Here is an 18,954-nt window from a genome sequence, read left to right as displayed (position 1 = left end):
CGGTCGTCCCGGCGGTCCCGGCGGCGGCGGTGCCGGCCGTCCCGGCGGCGGCGGCTTCGCCGGCCGTCCGGCCGGTCCCGGTGGCGGCGGCGGTGCCGGTCGTCCCGGCGGTCCCGGTGGCGGCGGCGGCGCTGGTCGTCCCGGTGGCGGCGGCGGTTTCGCCGGTCGTCCCGGCGGCGGTCGCGGCGGCCCCGGCGGCCGTGGTGGCACGCAGGGCGCGTTCGGTCGTCCCGGCGGCCGTCCCGGCCGTGCCCGCAAGTCGAAGCGCCAGCGTCGTCAAGAGTTCGACAACATGTCGGCTCCCGCGATCGGCGGCGTGCAGGCTCCCCGTGGCAACGGCAGCGTTCTGCGGCTGTCGCGCGGCGCCTCGCTGACCGACTTCGCGGACAAGATCGGCGCGATCCCCGGCTCGCTCGTCCAGATCATGTTCCACCTGGGCAAGATGGTCACCGCCACGCAGTCGGTGTCCGACGAGGACCTGCGCGACCTCGGCGTCGAGCTGGACTGGGACGTCCAGATCGTCAGCCCCGAGGAGGAGGACCGCGAGCTGCTCGAGTCCTTCGACCTCGAGTGGGGCGAGGACGAGGGCGACGAGGAAGACCTGCGGCCGCGTCCGCCGGTCGTCACCGTCATGGGCCACGTCGACCACGGCAAGACCCGCCTTCTCGACGCGATCCGCAAGACCAACGTGGTCGCGGGCGAGGCCGGCGGCATCACCCAGCACATCGGTGCCTACCAGGTGGCCACCGAGGTCAACGGCGACGAGCGCAAGATCACGCTCATCGACACCCCGGGCCACGAGGCGTTCACCGCCATGCGTGCCCGCGGTGCCAAGTCGACGGACATCGCGATCCTCGTGGTCGCGGCGGACGACGGCGTGAAGCCGCAGACCATCGAGGCGCTGAACCACGCCCAGGCGGCCGACGTGCCGATCGTGGTCGCGGTCAACAAGATCGACAAGGAAGGCGCGGACCCGACGAAGGTCCGCGGCCAGCTGACCGAGTACGGCCTGGTCGCCGAGGAGTACGGCGGCGAGACCATGTTCGTGGACATCTCCGCGAAGCAGGGGATCGGCATCGACGAGCTGCTGGAAGCGGTCATCCTGACCGCCGACGCGGCCCTCGAGCTCAAGGCCAACCCGGACCAGGAGGCCCAGGGCATCGCGATCGAGGCGCACCTGGACAAGGGCCGCGGCTCCGTCGCGACCGTCCTGGTGCAGCGCGGCACGCTGCGCGTCGGCGACGCGATCGTGGTCGGCGAGTCGTACGGCCGCGTCCGCGCGATGCTCGACGAGAACGGCAACAACGTCACCGAGGCGGGCCCGTCCCGTCCGGTGCTGGTGCTCGGTCTCACCACGGTGCCCGGCGCCGGTGACAACTTCCTCGTGGTCGAGGAAGAGCGCACCGCCCGCCAGGTCGCCGAGAAGCGCGCCGCGGCCAACCGCAACGCGCTGCTGGCCCGCCGCAACAAGCGGGTCTCCCTGGAGGACCTGGACCGGGCCCTCAAGGAAGGCCAGATCCAGCAGCTCAACCTCATCCTCAAGGGCGACGTCTCCGGTTCGGTCGAGGCCCTCGAGGACGCGCTGCTCAACCTCGACGTCGGCGACGACGTCGAGCTGCGGATCATCGACCGCGGCGTCGGTGCGATCACGGAGTCGAACGTCACCCTCGCGGTGGCCTCGGACGCGATCATCATCGGCTTCAACGTCCGGCCGGAAGGCCGGGCGCGGACGATGTCCGAGCGCGAGGGCGTGGATGTCCGGTACTACTCGGTCATCTACCAGGCCATCGAGGAGATCGAGGCCGCGCTCAAGGGCATGCTCAAGCCCGAGTACGAAGAGGTCCAGCTCGGCACGGCGGAGATCCGCGCGGTCTTCAAGTCGTCCAAGCTCGGCAACATCGCGGGTTGCATGGTCACCTCCGGCACCATCCGCCGGAACTCGAAGGCGCGCCTCATCCGCGACGGTGTCGTGGTCGCCGAGAGCGTCAACATCGACGGCCTGCGCCGCGAGAAGGACGACGTCACCGAGGTCCGCGAGGGCTTCGAGTGCGGTATCAACCTCGGGTCGTTCAACGACATCAAGGTGGACGACCGCATCGAGACGTTCGAGATCCGCGAGAAGCCGCGTGCCTGACCGGCTCCGGCCGTAGCACGCAGCGGAACGCAGTAGCAACGGGCGCCCTCCGCGCCGACACTTATGTCGGTGCGGAGGGCTCTCCGTTGGAGAACAATGGAAGACCGCCGGCGGTCCGGGATTCCCGGCCGCGGCGCACAACTGCACAGCACCACCGCAACCACCGCAACACCCGAGTAATCCGAGTAGTCCGAGTAATCACTGCACGACGGATGGCCCCCGGGCGCCTGGCCCGTGATGCCCGTGTTCGTTGGAACGATCACCCTCGACCTGCTGTTCGGCGATGTGCACTCCCTCAAGGAGAAGCGCTCGCTGCTCCGGCCGATACTCGCGGACCTGCAGCGCAAGAATGCCGTTGCCGCATCCGAGGTCGAATACCAGGATCTACACCGGCGCAGCCGGATCGGCATCGCGGTGGTGTCCGCGACCGTGGAGCGCTGCGCGGAAGTGCTGGACGAGTGCGAGCGGCAGGTCGCCGGGCGGCCTGAGCTTCAGCTGCTGTCCGCCCGCCGCCGGGTGTTCAGCGAGGACGATTGACAGGCGGGCCGGACGGCCTGCCGAAGATGGAGGATCAGTGACCGACACCGCGCGGGCGCGCAAACTGGCGGACCGCATCAAGGTCGTGGTCGCCGAGACCCTGGACCGGCGGATCAAGGACCCCCGTCTGGGCTTCGTCACCATCACGGATGCCCGGGTGACCGGCGACCTGCGGGAAGCCACCGTGTTCTACACCGTGTTCGGCGACGAGACCGAGCGGGAGGCGAGTGCCGCGGCGCTGGAGAGCGCCAAGGGCGTCCTCCGCAGCGAGGTCGGGCGCCAGACCGGGGTGCGCTACACCCCGACCCTGGCGTTCGTCGCGGACGCCGTCCCGGACAACGCGCGCCAGATCGATGAGCTGCTTGCCAGGGCGCAGGAGGCCGATGCGGCGGTACGCTTCACCGCCGCGGGTGCCAGCTATGCCGGCGACGCGGACCCGTACCGCACCCCGGACGAGGACGACCTCGACGAGGACGGCGGGGACTCCACGAAGGAGGACGAGCAGCGTTGAACCCGACGGTGTCGGCGGCCGGAATCCCGGGCCCCGCAAAGGCGATGGACCAGATCGGCGCCCCGGCGCCGCCGTCCGCCCTGCCCGCAGGGCCGCCGACACCGCCGGGCGACGGAGGCAAGCAGGCCGGCCCGGTGCCGCCGCAGGGCGCACCGGGCCTGCCCGCCCCGCCCCGGGAAGAGGACTGGGACGAGGTCGTCGCGCTGGTCGGCGCCGCACCCCGCGTCTACCTGTTCGCGCACGTCAACCCGGACGGCGACGCGCTCGGCTCGGCCCTCGCGGTCGGCCTGGCGCTGCGCGAGCTGGGCCGTGAGGCGTACGTCTCGTACGGCGACGACCCGCTGGTCGTGCCCGCCTCGCTGACCTTCATGCCGGGCCTGGACCTGCTGGTCCCGCCCGCCGAGGTGCCGGACCGGCCCGAGCTGGCCATGGTCTTCGACGCCGCGGGCAGCTCCCGCCTGGGCCTGCTGGAGGCCAAGGCGAAGGCGGCCGCCGCGCTGGTCGTGGTCGACCACCACGCGTCCAACACGCGCTTCGGCACCCACCATCTGATCGACATCGCCGCCCCGGCCACCGCGGTCCTCGCCGAGGAGCTGGTCCGCCGGCTCGGCGGCACGCTGACCGCCGAGGTGGCCACCACGCTCTACACCGGCCTGGTCACCGACACCGGGTCGTTCAAGTACGCGGCGACCACGCCCGAGACGCACGCGATGGCCGCGCGGCTGCTGGCCACCGGCATCCCGCACGACCTCATCTCGCGGGCCATCTGGGACACCTGCCGGTTCGGCTACCTCAAGGTGCTGGCCGGCGCGCTTGCCGCCGCGCAGCTCGACCCCGCCGCGGCCGGCGGGCTCGGCATGGTCTGGACCGTGGTCACCCGCGCCGACCGGCACGCCTACGGCATCCGCCTCGACGAGATCGAGGGCATCATCGACGTGGTCCGCAAGAGCGCCGAGGCCGAGGTGGCCCTGGTGCTCAAGGAAGACGACAACGGCCGCCTGCAGGCGTCCTCGCGCTCGAAGGGCCGGGTCGACCTCGGCAGGGTGTGCGGGGCGCTCGGCGGCGGCGGGCACTTCTACGCGGCCGGCTACACCGCCGCGGAGAACGACCCCGCGACGGTCGTGGCGCGCTTCCGCGACCTGCTCGACGACGCGGTCACCGACGCGCCCGGCTGAGCCCGGACGCGGCCGCCTGCCCGGCTCGCACCCCGCCCCGCCCGCAGTGCCTGCCCCCGCGGCACCGCGGCATCCCGTCCCGATGCGCCCGTGCGGGCGCGCCCCGGAGAAACAGCACCGATGAGCAAGCCACGCCGTACCGGCCCCCCGCCCCCCGACGGCCTCGTGATCGTCGACAAGCCCGCGGGCCTCACCTCGCACGACGTCGTGGGGCGCATGCGCCGCATCGCGGGCACCCGCAAGGTCGGGCACGCCGGCACGCTGGACCCGATGGCGACCGGCGTCCTGGTCCTCGGCATCGAGAAGGCCACCCGGCTGCTTGGCCACCTCGCGCTGACCGAGAAGACGTACGAGGCGACCATCCGGCTCGGCCAGGCCACCGTCACCGACGACGCCGAGGGCGAGGTGACCTCGGCCACCCCGGCCGGGCACGTCACCCGCGAGGCGGTGGATGCCGGCATCGCGAAGCTCAGCGGCCCGATCATGCAGGTCCCGTCCAAGGTCTCGGCCATCAAGGTGGACGGCAAGCGGTCGTACGCGCGGGTGCGCGAGGGCGAGGAGGTCGAACTGGCCGCCCGCCCGGTGACCGTCTCGCGCTTCGACGTGCACGACATGCGTGTCGCGGACGGCATGGTCGACCTGGACGTGACCGTCACCTGCTCGTCCGGCACCTACATCCGGGCGCTGGCCCGCGACCTGGGCGCGGACCTGGGCGTCGGCGGCCATCTGACGATGCTGCGCCGTACCGCGGTCGGCCCGTACGGCCTGGACGCGGCGCGGACTCTGGAGCAGCTGGAGGAGTCCTTCGCGGTGCTGCCCATCGCGGAAGCTGCCTCGGCTGCCTTCCCGCGCCGCGACGTGACCGCCGACGAGGCCCGCCTGGTGGCCCACGGCGGCCGCCTGAAGGCCGAGGGCGCGGAGTCCGGCCCGATCGCCGTGTTCGACCCCGAGGGCGTCTTCCTGGCCCTGGTGGAGGAGCAGCAGGGGCAGGCCAAGCCCATCGCGGTGTTCGTCGGCTGATCCGGCGGCCGCAAGAAGACTGCAGGGAGGCCATGGGGAGGCCATGGGGAGGCCACGGGGAGGCCGCAGGGAAGCGTCCCGGGCGCCGCGCGGTGCCCCGGACGGACCACTCGGCCGACTCTCGGCCGACTCTCGGGCGGGCCCCGGAGGCGGGCCCGAGCAAGCGCGGTGCCCGGCGCATGGCAGGCTTGGCCTTGCGATGTTCCGCGGGGGTGTCGCGAGGAACCGTCACAGGAACGAGGAGCGGTCAGGTGCAACGCTGGCGGGGCTTGGAGGACGTCCCTTCCGACTGGGGGCGCTCCGTCGTCACGATCGGGTCCTACGACGGTGTGCACCGCGGGCACCAGCGGGTGATCGGGCAGGCCGTGGAGATCGCCCGCGAGCGCGGACTGCCGTCCGTCGTGGTGACCTTCGACCCGCACCCGAGCGAGGTGGTGCGTCCGGGCAGCCATCCGCCGCTGCTGACGCCGCACCACCGGCGCGCGCAGCTGATGGCCGACCTCGGCGTCGATGCGGTGCTGATCCTGCCGTTCACGCTGGAGTTCTCCCGGCTGGACGCGGCGGACTTCGTACGCCAGGTGCTGGTCGACGCGCTGCACGCGCAGGTCGTCGTCGAGGGCCGCAACTTCCGCTTCGGGCACAAGGCGACAGGCAACGTCGAGCTGCTCGAACGGCTCGGCGCCGAGCACGACTTCACGGTCGTCGAGCCCGAGCTGTTCACGGACGGCGACACGGTCTTCTCGTCCACGGTGGTGCGCACCCGGGTCGCCGAGGGCGACGTGGACGGCGCCCGCGTGGTGCTCGGCCGGCCGCACCGGGTCGAGGGCGTCGTGGTGCGCGGCGACCAGCGCGGCCGCGAGCTGGGCTACCCGACCGCGAACCTGGAGACGCTGCCGTACACCGCGATCCCCGGCGACGGCGTGTACGCCGGCTGGCTCGTGGTCGGCGGCGACCGGCTGCCCGCGGCGATCTCGGTGGGCACCAACCCGACCTTCGACGGCACCGAGCGCCGGGTCGAGGCGTACGCGATCGACCGCACCGACCTGGACCTGTACGGCGTGCACGTGAGCGTCGAGTTCCTGGCCTGGCTGCGCGGCATGGAGCGGTTCGACTCGATCGAGGCGCTCCTGGAGCGCATGGCCGACGACGTGAAGCGGGCGCGCGACCTGGTCGACGCGTACGACACGGCGGGCTGAACGGGCCGGCGCACAGGCGTCGTCCGGACCTCGTGCGGAGGCCCAAGGCCGACGCACAGGCGTCGTACGCTGCCGAACACGAACCGAGGGGCTCCCACCACAGTGGTGGGAGCCCCTCGGTTTTTCCGCGCGGTCGTCCCGGCTCAGCCCTGCTGGTGCGGCGGCTGCTGCGGCCAGGCCTGCCCCGGGTGGGGCTGCTGCGGCTGGTACGGCTGCTGCTGCGGCGCGGGCCCGCCCGGGTACTGCTGCTGCCCGGGACCGGGCTGCCCGCCCTGCTGGTACTGCTGCGGATACGGCTGCTGCTGCTGCGGGTACTGCCCGCCGCCGCCGTAAGGCTGCTGCGGCTGCCCGTCCGGCGCCCACGGGCCCTGCTGCCACGGTTCGCCGGTCGGCGCGGTCCGGCCGAAGTCCTCGGCGACGATCGCGGCCAGTTCGAAGTACGCGTCGCGCGTCTTCGGCCGCATCATGTCGAGGTCCAACTCCGCACCTGCGGACAGGTGTTCGTCGAACGGCACGACCACGACCGCGCGGCACCGGGTCTCGAAGTGCGCCACGATGTCCTCGGTCTTGACCAGCTTGCCGGTCTCGCGGACCCCGGAGATGACCGTGATGCTGCGCGCCACCAGATCCGCATAGCCGTGCGCGACCAGCCAGTCCAGGGTGGTGCTCGCGCTCGTCGCGCCGTCCACGCTGGGCGTGCTGATGACGATCAACTGGTGGGCCAGGTCCAGGACTCCGCGCATCGCGCTGTAGAGCAGGCCGGTGCCCGAGTCGGTGAGGATGATCGGGTACTGCTTGCCCAGCAGGTCGATGACCGCGCGGTAGTCCGAGTCGTCGAAGGTCGTGGAGACCGCCGGGTCGACGTCGTTCGCCAGGATCTCCAGACCGCTCGGCCCCTGCGAGGTGAAGCGGCGTATGTCCATGTAGCTGTGCAGCCGCGGCATCGCGGTGACCAGGTCGCGGATCGTCGCCCCGGTCTCGCGGCGCACCCGGCGGCCGAGCGTGCCGGCGTCCGGGTTCGCATCGATCGCGATGACGCGGTCCTGGCGCTCGGTGGCCAGCGTGGCGCCCAGCGCGGTGGTCGTCGTGGTCTTCCCGACGCCGCCCTTGAGGCTGATCACCGCGATCCGGTAGCCGTTGAGGACGGGCGTGCGGATGCGGGCGAGACGCTCGGCGCGCTGCGCCTCGGCGGCCTTGCCGCCCAGCTTGAACCGCGGCGTGGCCCGGCGGGCCTGCGGCTGGCGGCGCAGCAGGCGGTCCGAGGTCAGCTCGACCGCGGCGGTGTACCCGAGCGGAGCGCCGCCCACGGTGCGGGCCGGGCCGCCACCGGAGACGTCGGCACCCCAGGCGGGGTTCGCCTGCGGGTCGCCGGGCGCCGGGTAGCCGCCTTGCGGGGCGCCGTACGGCTGTTCGGCACCGGGGTAGGCGCCGGGCCGGCCTTGCTGGCCGGGCTGTTCCGGCTGCTGGTGGCCGGCCTGGTACTGCTGCTGGTCGGGCCGGGCCTGCGGGTCCTGCTGGTACGCACCCGGCTGCGTCCCGTACGGGTTCGGCGGCGGGTACGCAGTGCCCGGGCCGGAGTTGTACTGCCCGGCATCACCAGGCTGCTGCTGCGCATGCGGCTGCGACTGGGGCTGGGGCTGCGCATAGCCGGGCGGCGGGTAGGCCGATCCCTGGCTCGGCATCCCCTGCGGCGGCGGGTAGGCACCGGGCGCGGGAGCGCCCGGGTACGGCTGACCGGCCTGCGGCTGCCCAGGGGCACCGGGGTACTGGCCAGGGCCGGATCCGTCACTCTGCGGACCAGGGGCCCCCGGGTACTGACCGGGCCCGGATCCGTCGCCCTGCGGACCAGGAGCGCCGGGGTACGGCTGTCCGGCCTGCGGCTGCCCGGCGAACTGCCCGCCGGGGCCGGAACGGTCCTGCTCGGCCTGGGCTTCGGGGGCGCCCGATGCCTCGTCGCCGGGCGCGGCGGCCGCGGCCGCCGCGGATGCAGCGGATGCAGCGCCTGCCGGGACAGATTCGGCGCCGGGCGCAGCGGCACCCGGCATCGCGAACGGGGCGCGCTGCGCGCCGGATCCGGACGCGTCGTCCTCGGCGGGAGCAGCGTCGGCAGCTTCACCGGCTGCCGGGCCGGTGGTGTCGCCGTCCGCTACCGGAGCGCCCGGCATCGCGAACGGCGTACGCGCTGCGGCCTCGTCCGCCCCGGACGCATCGCCCGACTCCGGCGCGGACGGCGCATGCGCGGCGTTCGCGGCGTCGGCCGACGCTTCGGAATCACCGTCGCGGGCGAACCCGGGAACCGAGTCATCGGCCGTGCCGGGCACACCGGTTCCGGATCCGTCCGGAGTCTCCGGCTCGCCCTCGCCGGGTGCGTCGGCCGCAGCGGGGCCGGTCTGCTGCTCGGCCCCGCCCTGCACGATCAGCCGGGCCAGGTCGCTCGCCGACGGCGCCGTACCGGCGCGATCGCCGACCGACGCTTCGGCATCGCCCGGCGCGGACGACGGCTCGGACCGGCCTGCCTCGTGCTGCTGGGGGACGTGCGGAGCCTGCGGGGCAGGCGGCGTCCACGACGGCGTGGCGGACTGCTGCGCCTGGGCTTGCGGCGCCTGAGCGGCATAAGGGTCGGGCTGACCCGGGTGCCCGGGCTGCCCGGGACCCGCCTGCTGCACGTAAGGACCCTGCTGCCCCGGGCCGTACGGCGACGCGCCGCGGCCCTGGGGCCCGTACGGGCCTTCGGGCTGCGGCTGACCAGGATGCTGACCAGGGTGCTGACCGGGGTACGGGTGCCCGGACGCGTCCGGACCGGGCTGCGGGACAGGGGCGTAGGCCCCCGGGGCATGCTGCTGCCAGCCCTGCGGCGGTACCTGGCCGGGTACTTGCCCCGGAACCTGGCCCGGACCCTGACCCTGTCCTGGTCCCTGCCCCTGGTAGGGCTGCTGAGGCGGCGCACCGTACGGACCCTGAGGCCCCTGACCGCCGTACGGCTCTTGCTGCGGCTGCGGCTGTTGCCCGTAAGGCGAGTTGTACTGCGGCGGGCTGGGCGGCGGGTACCCCTGGTACCCGGCCGGCGGCGGCGCGGTGTTCTGCCCGTACCACTGCTGCTGCGCCGGGTCGGGCGCGCCGGGACCGGGCTGCGGCGCCGGGGAGTTCGGGGCCTGCCAGGTCGGCGCCTGGGGCGGGCCGCCCGGCTGCGGCGGCACCGCGGGCGGCGCGCTCGGCCGCGGCGGGGGAGCGGTGGGTCCGCCCTGGTAGCCGGGCGGCGGCGGCATGTCGTCGGTGATCGGCGGCAGCATGCGGGTCGGGGCGTTCTGCCCGGGGCCGGGCGCCCCGTACCCCTGGCCCTGCGCGTGCCCGCGGTCGCCGCCGTGCGCGGGCGGGACTTCGGAGTCGTCCGCGGACCGCGGCGTGTGGACCGGGGGAACCCAGGCGGGGGTCTGCTCAGAAGCTGCGAACGCGCCCGGAATGCCGGAATGCTGACGGTCCGTCGGCTCGGTGGCCGAGGCCGGACCGGGGTCGGGCGCGGCGACCGGCTCGACGTACGGGCCGGACGGCGCGGCGGAATGCGGTCCCCCCTGCGGACCTGCGTGCGGAGCCGCCTGCGGTCCCGCATGAGCGTCCTCCTGCGGCCCCGGAGCGGCTCCGGGCCGCACCCCGGACTGCGGGGGCAGGCCGCCGATCGGCGTGCCGCTCGGCGCGGGCAACGGGTCCGCGTGCTGTGCACCTGCGGACTGCCCGTACCAGGAGGGCATGGTGAAGTCAGGTCCTGACCACTCCTCCTCCTCGTCCGCCGGGGTCTCGACGTGCGTGCCGTCCTGCTCGCTGCTCACCGCTGGTCCTTCCGATCATCCGGAGGATGTCGGGGTGGTGCCCCGAGGTCCCGCCTCCGGCGTTCCGGGCCATGTCCCCGTGACGGGGGAAGCCCCAGACTATTCAACCCGGGCCGTGGCGTCCCGGGTCGGCCGGGCCATGCGGGGAGATCCCTCGGATCGGCCCGGGAACCCGCCGCGGCACCGCGCCGGTTCCCGGACCGCTCCCGCGCCGGTTCAGTCCATGCGGCGCGGCGGGCCCAGGAACGACACCTCGACCTGAGTCGGGGTCAGAAGAACGTACCTGCGGGTGCGGCGTGTGCACCACAGGGTCAACTCGTCGGCCAGCGACGGAAGCGCCGCACCGTCCTGGTCGGACAGGTGCAGCACGCGCGCCGCGGCCTGCGCCTCGACGGGGGAGACCCGCTGGATGCCGACCAGGTCGGCGTCGTTCAGCCGGCCCGCCAGGCGGGGGTCGAGGAACGGCAGCAGAGTGAGCGTGGTCTGCCACGGGGTGGCGGCCAGCCGGTTCCGCGGGGGACGGGCGCCGCAGTCCCGGATGACCAGCACCGGGCTTGCCGCGGAAGGCCCTTGCGGACCGAGGCGGCCCACCGGATGCACCGTCACGCACTGCTGGCTGCCGCCGGCCTGCTGCGCCATCGCGGACCACAGGTGCGGGCGGCCGGACTCGATGGCCACGCGAGCGCCGATCGCCGCGGCGCGCAGCGCGATCACCTGGATGAGGTAGGCGCCGCCGATAAAGGAGATCTCATACGGTTCCGGACGGAAAAGCCCCAAAACCGCCGGGGTTCGCTCCTGGTCGACGCCGATGACGATGCCGTCATCGCTGACCGGCAGCGTCAGCGCGCCCAGCTGGTCGACGCTCAGGCTGTGCCGCTCCAGTCGCGGACCGCGGGCCCGCAGCGCGCCGATCACAGGTTCCCTCCCAGCGGCAGCGTCTCGACCAGACCGGGCTGCTGCTCCCAGTCCAGGCGTACGAGGCCGACGTGCAGTTCGCGGGCACGCGCCTCCAAGCGGGAGGCGGCGTGGTCGAGTTCGTCCGCCGAGCGGGCCGAGATGCGCACATGCCCGGTCAGCCCGACCGAACCGCCGCCGCCTTGCTGCGCGGCCAGCGAGAAGGTGGTGGCCAGGCCCGGCGTACCGGTCAGCGCGCCGACCAGATCCGGTGTCCCGGCCGCGGACAACTTGGGCCAGCGCGAAACCCAGTACGTGGTGTGCCAGCGGTCGTCGCAGCGCCACACGTGCCGCGTCTCGCTGGTCCGGCTGCCGCCCCGGCCGCTGCGCCGGACCATCGGATTGGCCCCGCAGGCCGTGAACAGCGCCTGGACCAGGCTTGCTTCGTCCAGCGGACGGCAGCTCAGCCCGGAATGCCCCAGAGTGGCGGCGAGTTGGTTGACTGCGCGCAGCAGGGTCCGCTGCGCACCCTCCACGCCGCCCCCGCGTGCGGCCACCGCGGTGGCGCACAGCTCCGGGTCCAGGCGCAGCGCGATCCAGGTCTGGCGCACCGCCGGCACGTCCAGCCCTTCGCGTTCCCGCAGTTCGGCGTACGACCGGGCGGCGAGCGCCTGCGCGGGCAGATGCGGAGCGGGCGCGGGCTGGCTGTGCTGCACGATCTGCGCGGAGGCCAGCGCCACATCGTCCACCCGCAGCGCCTCGGCGATCGCCTTGAGCGGCAGCGGATGCCGGGCCCGGCGCGGCCGCAGCGGCTCGTCGGGGGCCTCGACCAGCAGCACCGCGGACAGGAACGTCCCGTCCCCGGCCATGCCGACCGGACGCCGCATGCGGTCGGTGACCGTGTCGATGGCCAGGTCGGGCACGCATTCGCGGACCGGGGCGAGGTCTGCTGCAGCGCCGTTCGCGGCGTCCGGGTCCGGCGCCGCCACGGGCTTGCGCCGGCGCCGCCGGAAGGCGAGCACGATGCCGGGCCACAGCGCCAGGCGACGGCCGCGGAACCGGGGGAGCACCCCTGCCAGCAGCAGCACCGCGGCGATGCCGCCCGGGACGACCAGCGCGCGTTTGGTGGCGAGCGGCAACGCGACCAGCAGGAAGGCCAGTTGGAGGACCACGAGGTGCTGCACGAGCACCGCGCCCATCCGTCCGGGCCGGGGCTGCATGTGCGGTGTCGCGGTCCGGACGGCTCCGCCCTGGACCCGGGCCGGGGCGGATTGCCGGGCGGGCGCAGCCCTGCGGCGCGACGAGCGTGGAGGTGCGGAAACAGCCACCTTGTAAACCCCCGTGGAATACAACGGCGCGGCTGTCGACGACCGCGTCCGGTAGCGGAACACCGTACGGTACGCAGGCGGCGAGCTGCGCGGAAGCCCTGCGCGCCCCGCGTGCGCGGCCTGCGCACAACATGGTTGAGTACGTTGCCGCAACGCCAATCGTCGAAGACGGGGAGAACGATGGCATCGCGTCGTGAGCAATTGGAGGCGTACACCTTCGCGCGCCGCCGCCTTGTGGCCGGGTTCCTGCAGCCGGAACCCGCCGGGGGCAACGAGGAGAAGGCCCCGCGCGCCTTCCGGGCGATCCTGCCCGGGATCGTCGTCGGCGCGCTGATCCTGACCGGCTTCGGCGTCTACGGGCTCATCAAGCCCGGTGTGCCGCCCGGTTGGAAGAACAAGGGCAGCCTGATAGTCGGGCGCGACTCCGCCAGCCGCTACGTCTACATCGACAACCAGCTGCACCCGGTGCTCAACATCGCCTCCGGCCGCCTGCTCCTCGAACCCACCAAGTTCAAGGTCAACTTGGTGCCCGAGAAGGTGCTCAACAGCGTCCGGCACGGGGCTCCGCTGGGCATCCCGAACGCCCCCGACCGGCTGCCCGGCCCCAAGGAAGTCACCCGGCCCAAGAGCTGGACGGTGTGCGAGCGCCCGGTGGTCAAGGGCAATGCCGTCGACCTGGCCGCGCCGCCGGAGCGCAGCGTCTTCATCGGCTCCGACGACCGCGCGGGCGGACTCATGCCTGCCGACGCGCTGTTCGTGCAGCTGCATGCTCCGTCCACGCAGGACGGCAGCAAGTCCGTCCAGCCGCTCTACCTGGTGGAGGGCGGCCGCAAGTACCGGGTCGGCGTGTCGCCGCCCGCGGAACCCAACAAGCCCGTGGCCAAGAGCCCGAACGAGGAACTGGTCCGCGCCGCACTGGGATTGGCGGCGCTCAAGCCGCAGCCGGTCAGCCAGAAATGGCTGGACACGCTGGAGCCGGGCGCCGACCTCACCTTCCCCGAACTCCCGGGCTACGGGACGAAGGTGGCGTACGACATCCCCGAAGAGCTGCGCAACGTCGGGATGGTGCTGCGCACCGAAGGCACCAACCAGTACTACGTGGTGGGCAAGGAGCGCGTGCTGCCGGTGACCCGGCTGGTCGCCGAGCTGCTGGTGGCGCACCCCGATGTGGCCAAGGCCTACCCGAAGGGCCGTACGCCGGGCATCCTGCCGGTCGCGGTGAGCCGCCTGGGCGCCAACATCCAGATGGGCGGCCTGTACGCCGCGGAGAAGGGCTGGCCGGAGACGCTGCCGCAGGTCGTCAACCGCGTCGACGCCGAGGCGGGCGCGGGCCGTACGACGCTGTGCAACACGTACACGAGCGGCCCCGACGGCGGTGCCGGCCTGCCCGTGCAGACCGCGCGCAACGACCTGCCCGAGGAACTGGTGACCGGCATGGGCGGCGTGTGGGTCAAGCCCGGAACCGGCGCGCTGATCCGCGAGTTCATCGGAACCTCGGACGACAAGTCCGGCACGCTCTTCCTTGTCACGGACGCCGGGCTGCGGTACCAGATCCCGAACGAGCCGGAGAAGGAAGGCGGTCCGCTGCCGCAGGGCAGCGAGGACAGCATCGCCAAGATCAAACTCGGCTACAAGGGCATCGCGCCGTCGCCGGTGCCGCGCGCCTGGGCGGAACTCATGCCGCTCGGGGTACCGTTGAGCCACCTGAGCGCTGCCAAACCGCAAACTTCCTGACGCCACAAGGAAGTTCGCGGAGTGCAACGGTTGCATTCGAAAACAATGGCGGTCGGCTTTCCACCGAGCATGAGCTGCGCATTACGCAAGGCCCCTTGGGCAAGATCGACGTAAAGGTTGAGCAACCAGGGGCGGTGCGTGGCTTGGGTGGCGAGACGAACAACCGTTAGAGTCGTCCGCACCTGTCGGAAATCATGGGGGATGGTGGATCATGGCTGGTTCTTTCAAGGCGACAACCGAGCAACTCGACGCGCTCGCCAAGAAGATCGACAGCGAGCAGGCGGCGATCCAGGGGCAGATCACTCGCTTCAACGGGATCGTCGACACCGTTCAGGCGGGCTGGCAGGGCGACGCCTTCCGGGCGTTCGACCAGCTCCAGGACCGCGTCAACATGCTGCTGACGCAGCTCAACCAGCAGCTTGACGACATCGGCGTGCTGATGGGCAAGGGCGCCGTCAACTACGCGCAGACCGAAGAAGCGAACAAGGCCCAGATCAGCGCGATCACCTCCGCGCTCGGCTGACCTTCGGCCTCCGGTCGACCCGGGCCGCGGCGCACGCGGCCCCTCCTGTCCTTCACACAAATCGGGGAGTCATCATGGGTTCGCCCATTGTCGTCACATTCGCCACGATCCAGGACGCGGCGAACCAGATCAAGACCATCAACGGCGACATCCGGTCGCGGCTCGACGAGCTGAAGCGCCAGGTCGACGCGGTCGCCAGCACCTGGGAAGGCCAGGCCCACTCGGACTACATGGTCCGCCAGCAGAAGTGGACCCAGGCCCAGACCGAGATGTGCCAGCTGCTCGACCAGATCTCCGCGGCCCTTGTGCAGACCGCCGAGGTCTACCAGCAGACGGAGACGTCGAACGCCCGTATGTGGGGCGCCTGATCCCACCGCGCCCGGCCCGGCCATGCGGCCGGGCGGGCCGAGGGTAATCGCAACGGCGAAGGGGCGGCCGCCGCGCCGCTCCTTCGCCCTGCCCCGCGCCGGCGGCGGGCGACGGTCCGCATGCGCCGCGCGGCGTCGTCGCCCGGACCGGAGGAATCTGCACACCGTGCTGCACACAGTCCCGCGGCGCCGCGCCGCAGCGGCATCCGCCGCCCTGGCCCTGCTCGCCCTCCTCGGCGCCCCCGCGGTCGCCGCCGGACCCGAGGACCCCGCGCCGTGGCGGTTGTCCGCCGGCGGCCAGTGCCAATTCCCGGCCGCCACCCACCCGGGCACCCCCTGGGCACTGCAGCGCGTGATGCTCGACCAGTTGTGGTCGCAGTCCACCGGCAAGGGCGTCGTGGTCGCCGTCATCGACTCCGGTGTCGACGCCGCGAACCCGCAACTCACCGCGTCCATCAGCGAGATCGGCCAGGACGACTTCGCGCCGGAGACCAAGGGCCGCATCGACGAGAACGGCCACGGCACCATGGCGGCCGGCATCATCGCGGCCCGCCCGGACGCCAAGACCGGCTTCGTCGGCCTCGCGTACGACGCCAAGATCCTGCCCATCCGGCAGAACGGCGGCACCGACTCCCAGAAGGGCAACGTCGCGACGCTCGCCGCCGCGATCCGGTTCGCCGTCGCATCCGGCGCCACGGTCATCAACATCTCGCAGGAGACCAGCGGCCCCGAGGGCACCGCCCCGGGACCGGACCTGGAGCGCGCGATACGCGACGCGATCGACAAGAGCAACGTCGTCGTGGTCGCCGCCGCGGGCAACTCCGGCGACAAGGAGAACTTCGACACCTACCCCGCGAAGTACGAAGGCGTGCTCGCGGTGGGGGCGTCCGACCGCAACAACAACCGCACCGGGTTCTCCCAGAACAAGCCGTACGTGGGCGTGCTCGCGCCGGGCGTCGACATCTGGTCCACGGTCCCCAAGGGCGGCCACTGCAGCCAGGACGGCACGTCCTTCGCCGCCCCGTACGTCTCCGCGGTCGCCGCCCTGATCCGCTCCGCCCACCCGAACTGGTCGGCCCGCCAGGTGATCGCGGTCATCGAGCAGACCGCCCAGCGCGGCCAGGCCGGCTCGGTCCCCGGCTCCGGCTGGGGAGTCGTCGACCCCCTCAAGGCGGTCAGCTTCGCCGGCACCCCCGGCAACGCCCCGGTCGAGACACTCGTACGCCCCGCCGTCGCCCCTCCGGTCCGCGTCGACCCGCTCATGTCCGGCCCCACCCGGGCCGAACGCGACCGCAAGACCGGCACCGTCGTGGTCGCCGCAGGCTTCGCCGTGGTCCTCCTCCTGACCAGCGGCGCCGTCGTCCTCCGCGACGCCCGAGGCCGCAGCCGCGCCTGACCACGCGGTAGGGTCGCGGCACTTCGAACACATACGGGGGTGTGGCGATGGCGGATTCCGCTGCGCAAAACGAGCAGCAGGGGCCCGAAGAAGCAAGTGAAAGACCGGACCAGGCACCGGCGATCGACCCGGCAGACGACTGGCGGCCGTTACGCAGGCTGCTCGCCGGAGCCCTCCTGGTCGCGGCGTCCATAGCTCTGCCGTGGTGGTCGTGGGATGCCACCGCGGAACGTGCCGACGACCGCCCGGACATCGTCCGCCGCACGGACGCACGCATACCGGAGCGCTTGTGCGACGGCCTGGTGCCGTCCGCCGACATCGCTGCGTTCCGCTGGATGCGCTCGGCGGACCAGACTGCGTACGACACGATGAAATCCCGTCCGGAGTCCGAGGGACCCGGCTTCACCTGCACGGTTTTCGGTACCCACAGCCTGCGGATCGACGTTCTGCCGGTGGCTTACGCCGACCCGAAATGGATTCTGCTCCCCGACGATTCCGCCACCGCCCTGAGCGGGGGCACCGGGCTCGCGGGCAACGACGCGGTCTGGCTGACCGGGAGCTGCCCGCAGCCGGGCGCGGCCGCCGCCACGCTGCTGGCCCGCGCGACCATCGTCGGGAACCCGTCCGGGAAGCCGGTCGACAGACGCCCTGGCGAACTGCTCGCGGACGACCGGCAGCGTCTCACCGCGACGGCTGCCCACGCGCTGGCGAACGTCCTGCGCGCAACCGGGTGCGCCGACCCGCAGCCTGCCCAAGTGCCGTCCGCAGGAACGCCGTTGCCGTCGTACGAACGCCCGGCGTCCAAGATCCCGGCCTGCGGAGCGCCGGCCGCGGCCGCGCCGACCGCGGCCGGGCAGTCCGCCGCGTGGACCCGCTGCGCGCTGTCCGCGTCCGGAGCACCGCAGTCCGCCCCCGGATCCCCGCAGCCGTCCACGGACGTCCTGACCCTCAGGGGCCCGCTCGTCGACCTCGGCGCCCGCTACGCGCCGACCGGCACGGAACCCCGCCCGACCCGCGTCACCGCCCAGTGCGGCGACGCCCGCGTCGCCTGGAGCACCCAGGGCATCACCGGCGCCGCCGAGGAGGCGAACCGGCAGAGCTTCGACCGCTTCGTCACTGCCGAAACCCAGGCCGCCGGATGCCGGATCCTCGAACGGAGCGGGTCGTGACAGCCACCGAGAACCCTGAGTACACCGAGCGCGCCGAGAACACCGAGAACACCGAAGGCTCCCGGCGTCCCGGGCGCCGCGCCCGCACGGTACTCGTCACCCTCGCCGCCCTCTCCGTGCTGGCGACCGGCACGATGTGGGGAATCGACCTCTCCGCCGAAGCCCGCTTCGGCCAGGACCTCTGCCACGGGATCCTGCGTACCGGCGAAGTACGCGACCTGGGGCCGCAGTCGAGGATCACCGAACGCGTCTACCGCGCCCCCGCACCAGGCTCCCCGGAAACCGAGTGCGCGGCCGGCCCCATCATCGTGACCGCATACCCGCTGCCGCAGGCCCACGAGGTCGCCGAGTACCGCACGCAGCTCATGGGCGCCGGTCAAGCACCCCTCGGCCCCGGCCTGGAGGGCAGCGCGGATTCGGACCGCGCATGGCTTCTGCTGCCCTGCCCGGCCGTGGCTCCCGGCGTGCCGGTCTTCGTCTCGGTCGCGGGGAACGAGTCCGTGCCCGGGCGGGGCGAAGCGGGCCGTGACACCCGCGCGAAGTGGGTGGTCCGCGCGGCCCGGTACGTGAACGAGCAGGCCGGCTGCGGCGCCCCCGCCATCCCCGACGCGGCCCTGCCGCACGGAACCGCACCTGCCGGACAAGCGGATGCGGAGACCGACCGGATCGTCCGGAACCACTGGAGGCTCTGGGCCAGGAGCCTCGAGCCCGTGGGGACCGGCCCGCTGTGCGGCCTCATCCCGCAGGAGGCGCTCCCGGCTCGCCTGCGTGCCTCCGCCGCTCTCCACGCCGGAAGCCTGGACAGCAGCACGGCCTACGGCTGCGAAGTCTTCGACGACGACTTCAATGCGCTCGTGCGCCTCACTGTCGTACGCGGCCCGGTCGCCGGCTACCTGCGCACCCCGGGAAACGACGCATCGGTGAACCCGACGAGCGCGCACCCGTGGCTGTTCCTCGACTGCGCCGGTCGCCAGGCGATCTTCGACCTTTTCGATGCCAATGCCGACCTCGCCCCGGCGGACTCCGTCAAGCTCATCAGCGATTTCGCCGCCGCCTACCGCAACTCCCCGGCCTGCAAATCCGCCTGACCACCACACAAGAAGGCCCGCTGCCCCGAAGACGATTCGGGGCAACGGGCCTTCTGC

Annotated in this window: 15 protein-coding genes; 12 read left to right on the top strand and 3 right to left on the bottom strand. The window is 72.9% G+C overall.

The genetic code is table 11. From position 1 onward, the window contains the following. The 6 genes from infB to LZ495_RS41525 form a co-directional block, all read left to right on the top strand. A partial coding sequence (gene infB, locus LZ495_RS41550; protein ID WP_235058439.1) for a translation initiation factor IF-2 occupies window positions 1–2,134 on the top strand: 2,134 nt, incomplete at its 5' end. A gap of 243 nt (window positions 2,135–2,377) precedes the next feature. Next, window positions 2,378–2,671 (top strand): DUF503 domain-containing protein, encoded by a 294-nt coding sequence (locus tag LZ495_RS41545; RefSeq protein ID WP_235058438.1) that lies wholly within the window; start codon window positions 2,378–2,380, stop codon window positions 2,669–2,671. A 37-nt stretch (window positions 2,672–2,708) separates the two neighbouring features. Next, window positions 2,709–3,182 carry a 30S ribosome-binding factor RbfA gene (rbfA, locus tag LZ495_RS41540; RefSeq protein ID WP_235058437.1) on the top strand — a complete coding sequence of 158 codons (474 nt, stop codon included), beginning with the start codon at window positions 2,709–2,711 and terminating at the stop codon, window positions 3,180–3,182. Beyond that, window positions 3,179–4,357 carry a DHH family phosphoesterase gene (locus LZ495_RS41535; protein ID WP_235058436.1) on the top strand — a complete coding sequence of 393 codons (1,179 nt, stop codon included), beginning with the start codon at window positions 3,179–3,181 and terminating at the stop codon, window positions 4,355–4,357. Before rbfA ends, LZ495_RS41535 begins: the two co-directional genes overlap by 4 nt. Before the next feature lie 120 nt (window positions 4,358–4,477). After that, window positions 4,478–5,377: a tRNA pseudouridine(55) synthase TruB gene (gene truB, locus LZ495_RS41530; protein WP_235058435.1), complete on the top strand. Its 900-nt coding sequence runs from the start codon at window positions 4,478–4,480 to the stop codon at window positions 5,375–5,377. Between the two features lie 251 nt (window positions 5,378–5,628). Continuing rightward, a complete protein-coding gene (locus LZ495_RS41525; protein ID WP_235058434.1) occupies window positions 5,629–6,573 on the top strand; it encodes a bifunctional riboflavin kinase/FAD synthetase in 945 nt (314 codons plus the stop codon). Between the two features lie 143 nt (window positions 6,574–6,716). Here LZ495_RS41525 and LZ495_RS41520 read toward each other — a convergent pair whose 3' ends face one another. From LZ495_RS41520 to eccE, 3 genes are all read right to left on the bottom strand, one after another. Continuing rightward, window positions 6,717–10,397, bottom strand: a complete 3,681-nt coding sequence (locus LZ495_RS41520) for a MinD/ParA family ATP-binding protein (RefSeq protein ID WP_235058433.1) — start codon at window positions 10,395–10,397, stop codon at window positions 6,717–6,719. Window positions 10,398–10,613: 216 nt separating this feature from the next. Continuing rightward, a complete protein-coding gene (locus LZ495_RS41515; RefSeq protein ID WP_235058432.1) occupies window positions 10,614–11,312 on the bottom strand; it encodes a hypothetical protein in 699 nt (232 codons plus the stop codon). Then, a complete protein-coding gene (gene eccE / locus LZ495_RS41510; protein WP_235058441.1) occupies window positions 11,309–12,490 on the bottom strand; it encodes a type VII secretion protein EccE in 1,182 nt (393 codons plus the stop codon). The genes LZ495_RS41515 and eccE overlap by 4 nt, the downstream gene beginning before the upstream one ends. A gap of 309 nt (window positions 12,491–12,799) precedes the next feature. On the opposite strand from eccE, the gene eccB reads away from it, so the two are divergent. The 6 genes from eccB (at window position 12,800) to LZ495_RS41480 (ending at window position 18,897) form a co-directional block, all read left to right on the top strand. After that, window positions 12,800–14,353 (top strand): type VII secretion protein EccB, encoded by a 1,554-nt coding sequence (gene eccB, locus LZ495_RS41505; protein ID WP_235058431.1) that lies wholly within the window; start codon window positions 12,800–12,802, stop codon window positions 14,351–14,353. A 211-nt stretch (window positions 14,354–14,564) separates the two neighbouring features. Then, entirely contained in the window at window positions 14,565–14,876 is a 312-nt protein-coding gene (locus LZ495_RS41500; RefSeq protein ID WP_235058430.1) for a WXG100 family type VII secretion target, read from the top strand. A 74-nt stretch (window positions 14,877–14,950) separates the two neighbouring features. Continuing rightward, on the top strand, window positions 14,951–15,244 hold the full coding sequence (locus LZ495_RS41495; protein ID WP_235058429.1) for a WXG100 family type VII secretion target: 294 nt from the start codon (window positions 14,951–14,953) through the stop codon (window positions 15,242–15,244). A gap of 166 nt (window positions 15,245–15,410) precedes the next feature. After that, window positions 15,411–16,640, top strand: a complete 1,230-nt coding sequence (mycP, locus tag LZ495_RS41490) for a type VII secretion-associated serine protease mycosin (RefSeq protein WP_235058428.1) — start codon at window positions 15,411–15,413, stop codon at window positions 16,638–16,640. 47 nt (window positions 16,641–16,687) lie between these two features. Continuing rightward, window positions 16,688–17,809, top strand: coding sequence for a hypothetical protein (locus LZ495_RS41485; protein ID WP_235058427.1), 1,122 nt, complete (start codon window positions 16,688–16,690; stop codon window positions 17,807–17,809). After that, window positions 17,806–18,897, top strand: a complete 1,092-nt coding sequence (locus LZ495_RS41480) for a hypothetical protein (RefSeq protein WP_235058426.1) — start codon at window positions 17,806–17,808, stop codon at window positions 18,895–18,897. The genes LZ495_RS41485 and LZ495_RS41480 overlap by 4 nt, the downstream gene beginning before the upstream one ends. Window positions 18,898–18,954 lie beyond the last annotated feature (57 nt).

It is taken from the genome of Yinghuangia soli (genome assembly GCF_021502675.1).
GTDB classification, from domain to species: domain Bacteria; phylum Actinomycetota; class Actinomycetes; order Streptomycetales; family Streptomycetaceae; genus Yinghuangia; species Yinghuangia soli.
Note: the sequence above shows the minus strand (reverse complement) of the source record. Positions and strands in the feature narration are given on the sequence as shown.

Excerpts from the sequence above, each read along its gene's own strand:
- truB (WP_235058435.1), top strand. The coding sequence starts at position 4,478 with ATGAGCAAGCCACGCCGTACCGGCCCCCCGCCCCCCGACGGCCTCGTG.
- eccE (WP_235058441.1), bottom strand. The coding sequence starts at position 12,490 with ATGGGCGCGGTGCTCGTGCAGCACCTCGTGGTCCTCCAACTGGCCTTC.
- eccB (WP_235058431.1), top strand. The coding sequence starts at position 12,800 with ATGGCATCGCGTCGTGAGCAATTGGAGGCGTACACCTTCGCGCGCCGC.
- LZ495_RS41500 (WP_235058430.1), top strand. The coding sequence starts at position 14,565 with ATGGCTGGTTCTTTCAAGGCGACAACCGAGCAACTCGACGCGCTCGCC.
- LZ495_RS41495 (WP_235058429.1), top strand. The coding sequence starts at position 14,951 with ATGGGTTCGCCCATTGTCGTCACATTCGCCACGATCCAGGACGCGGCG.
- LZ495_RS41485 (WP_235058427.1), top strand. The coding sequence starts at position 16,688 with ATGGCGGATTCCGCTGCGCAAAACGAGCAGCAGGGGCCCGAAGAAGCA.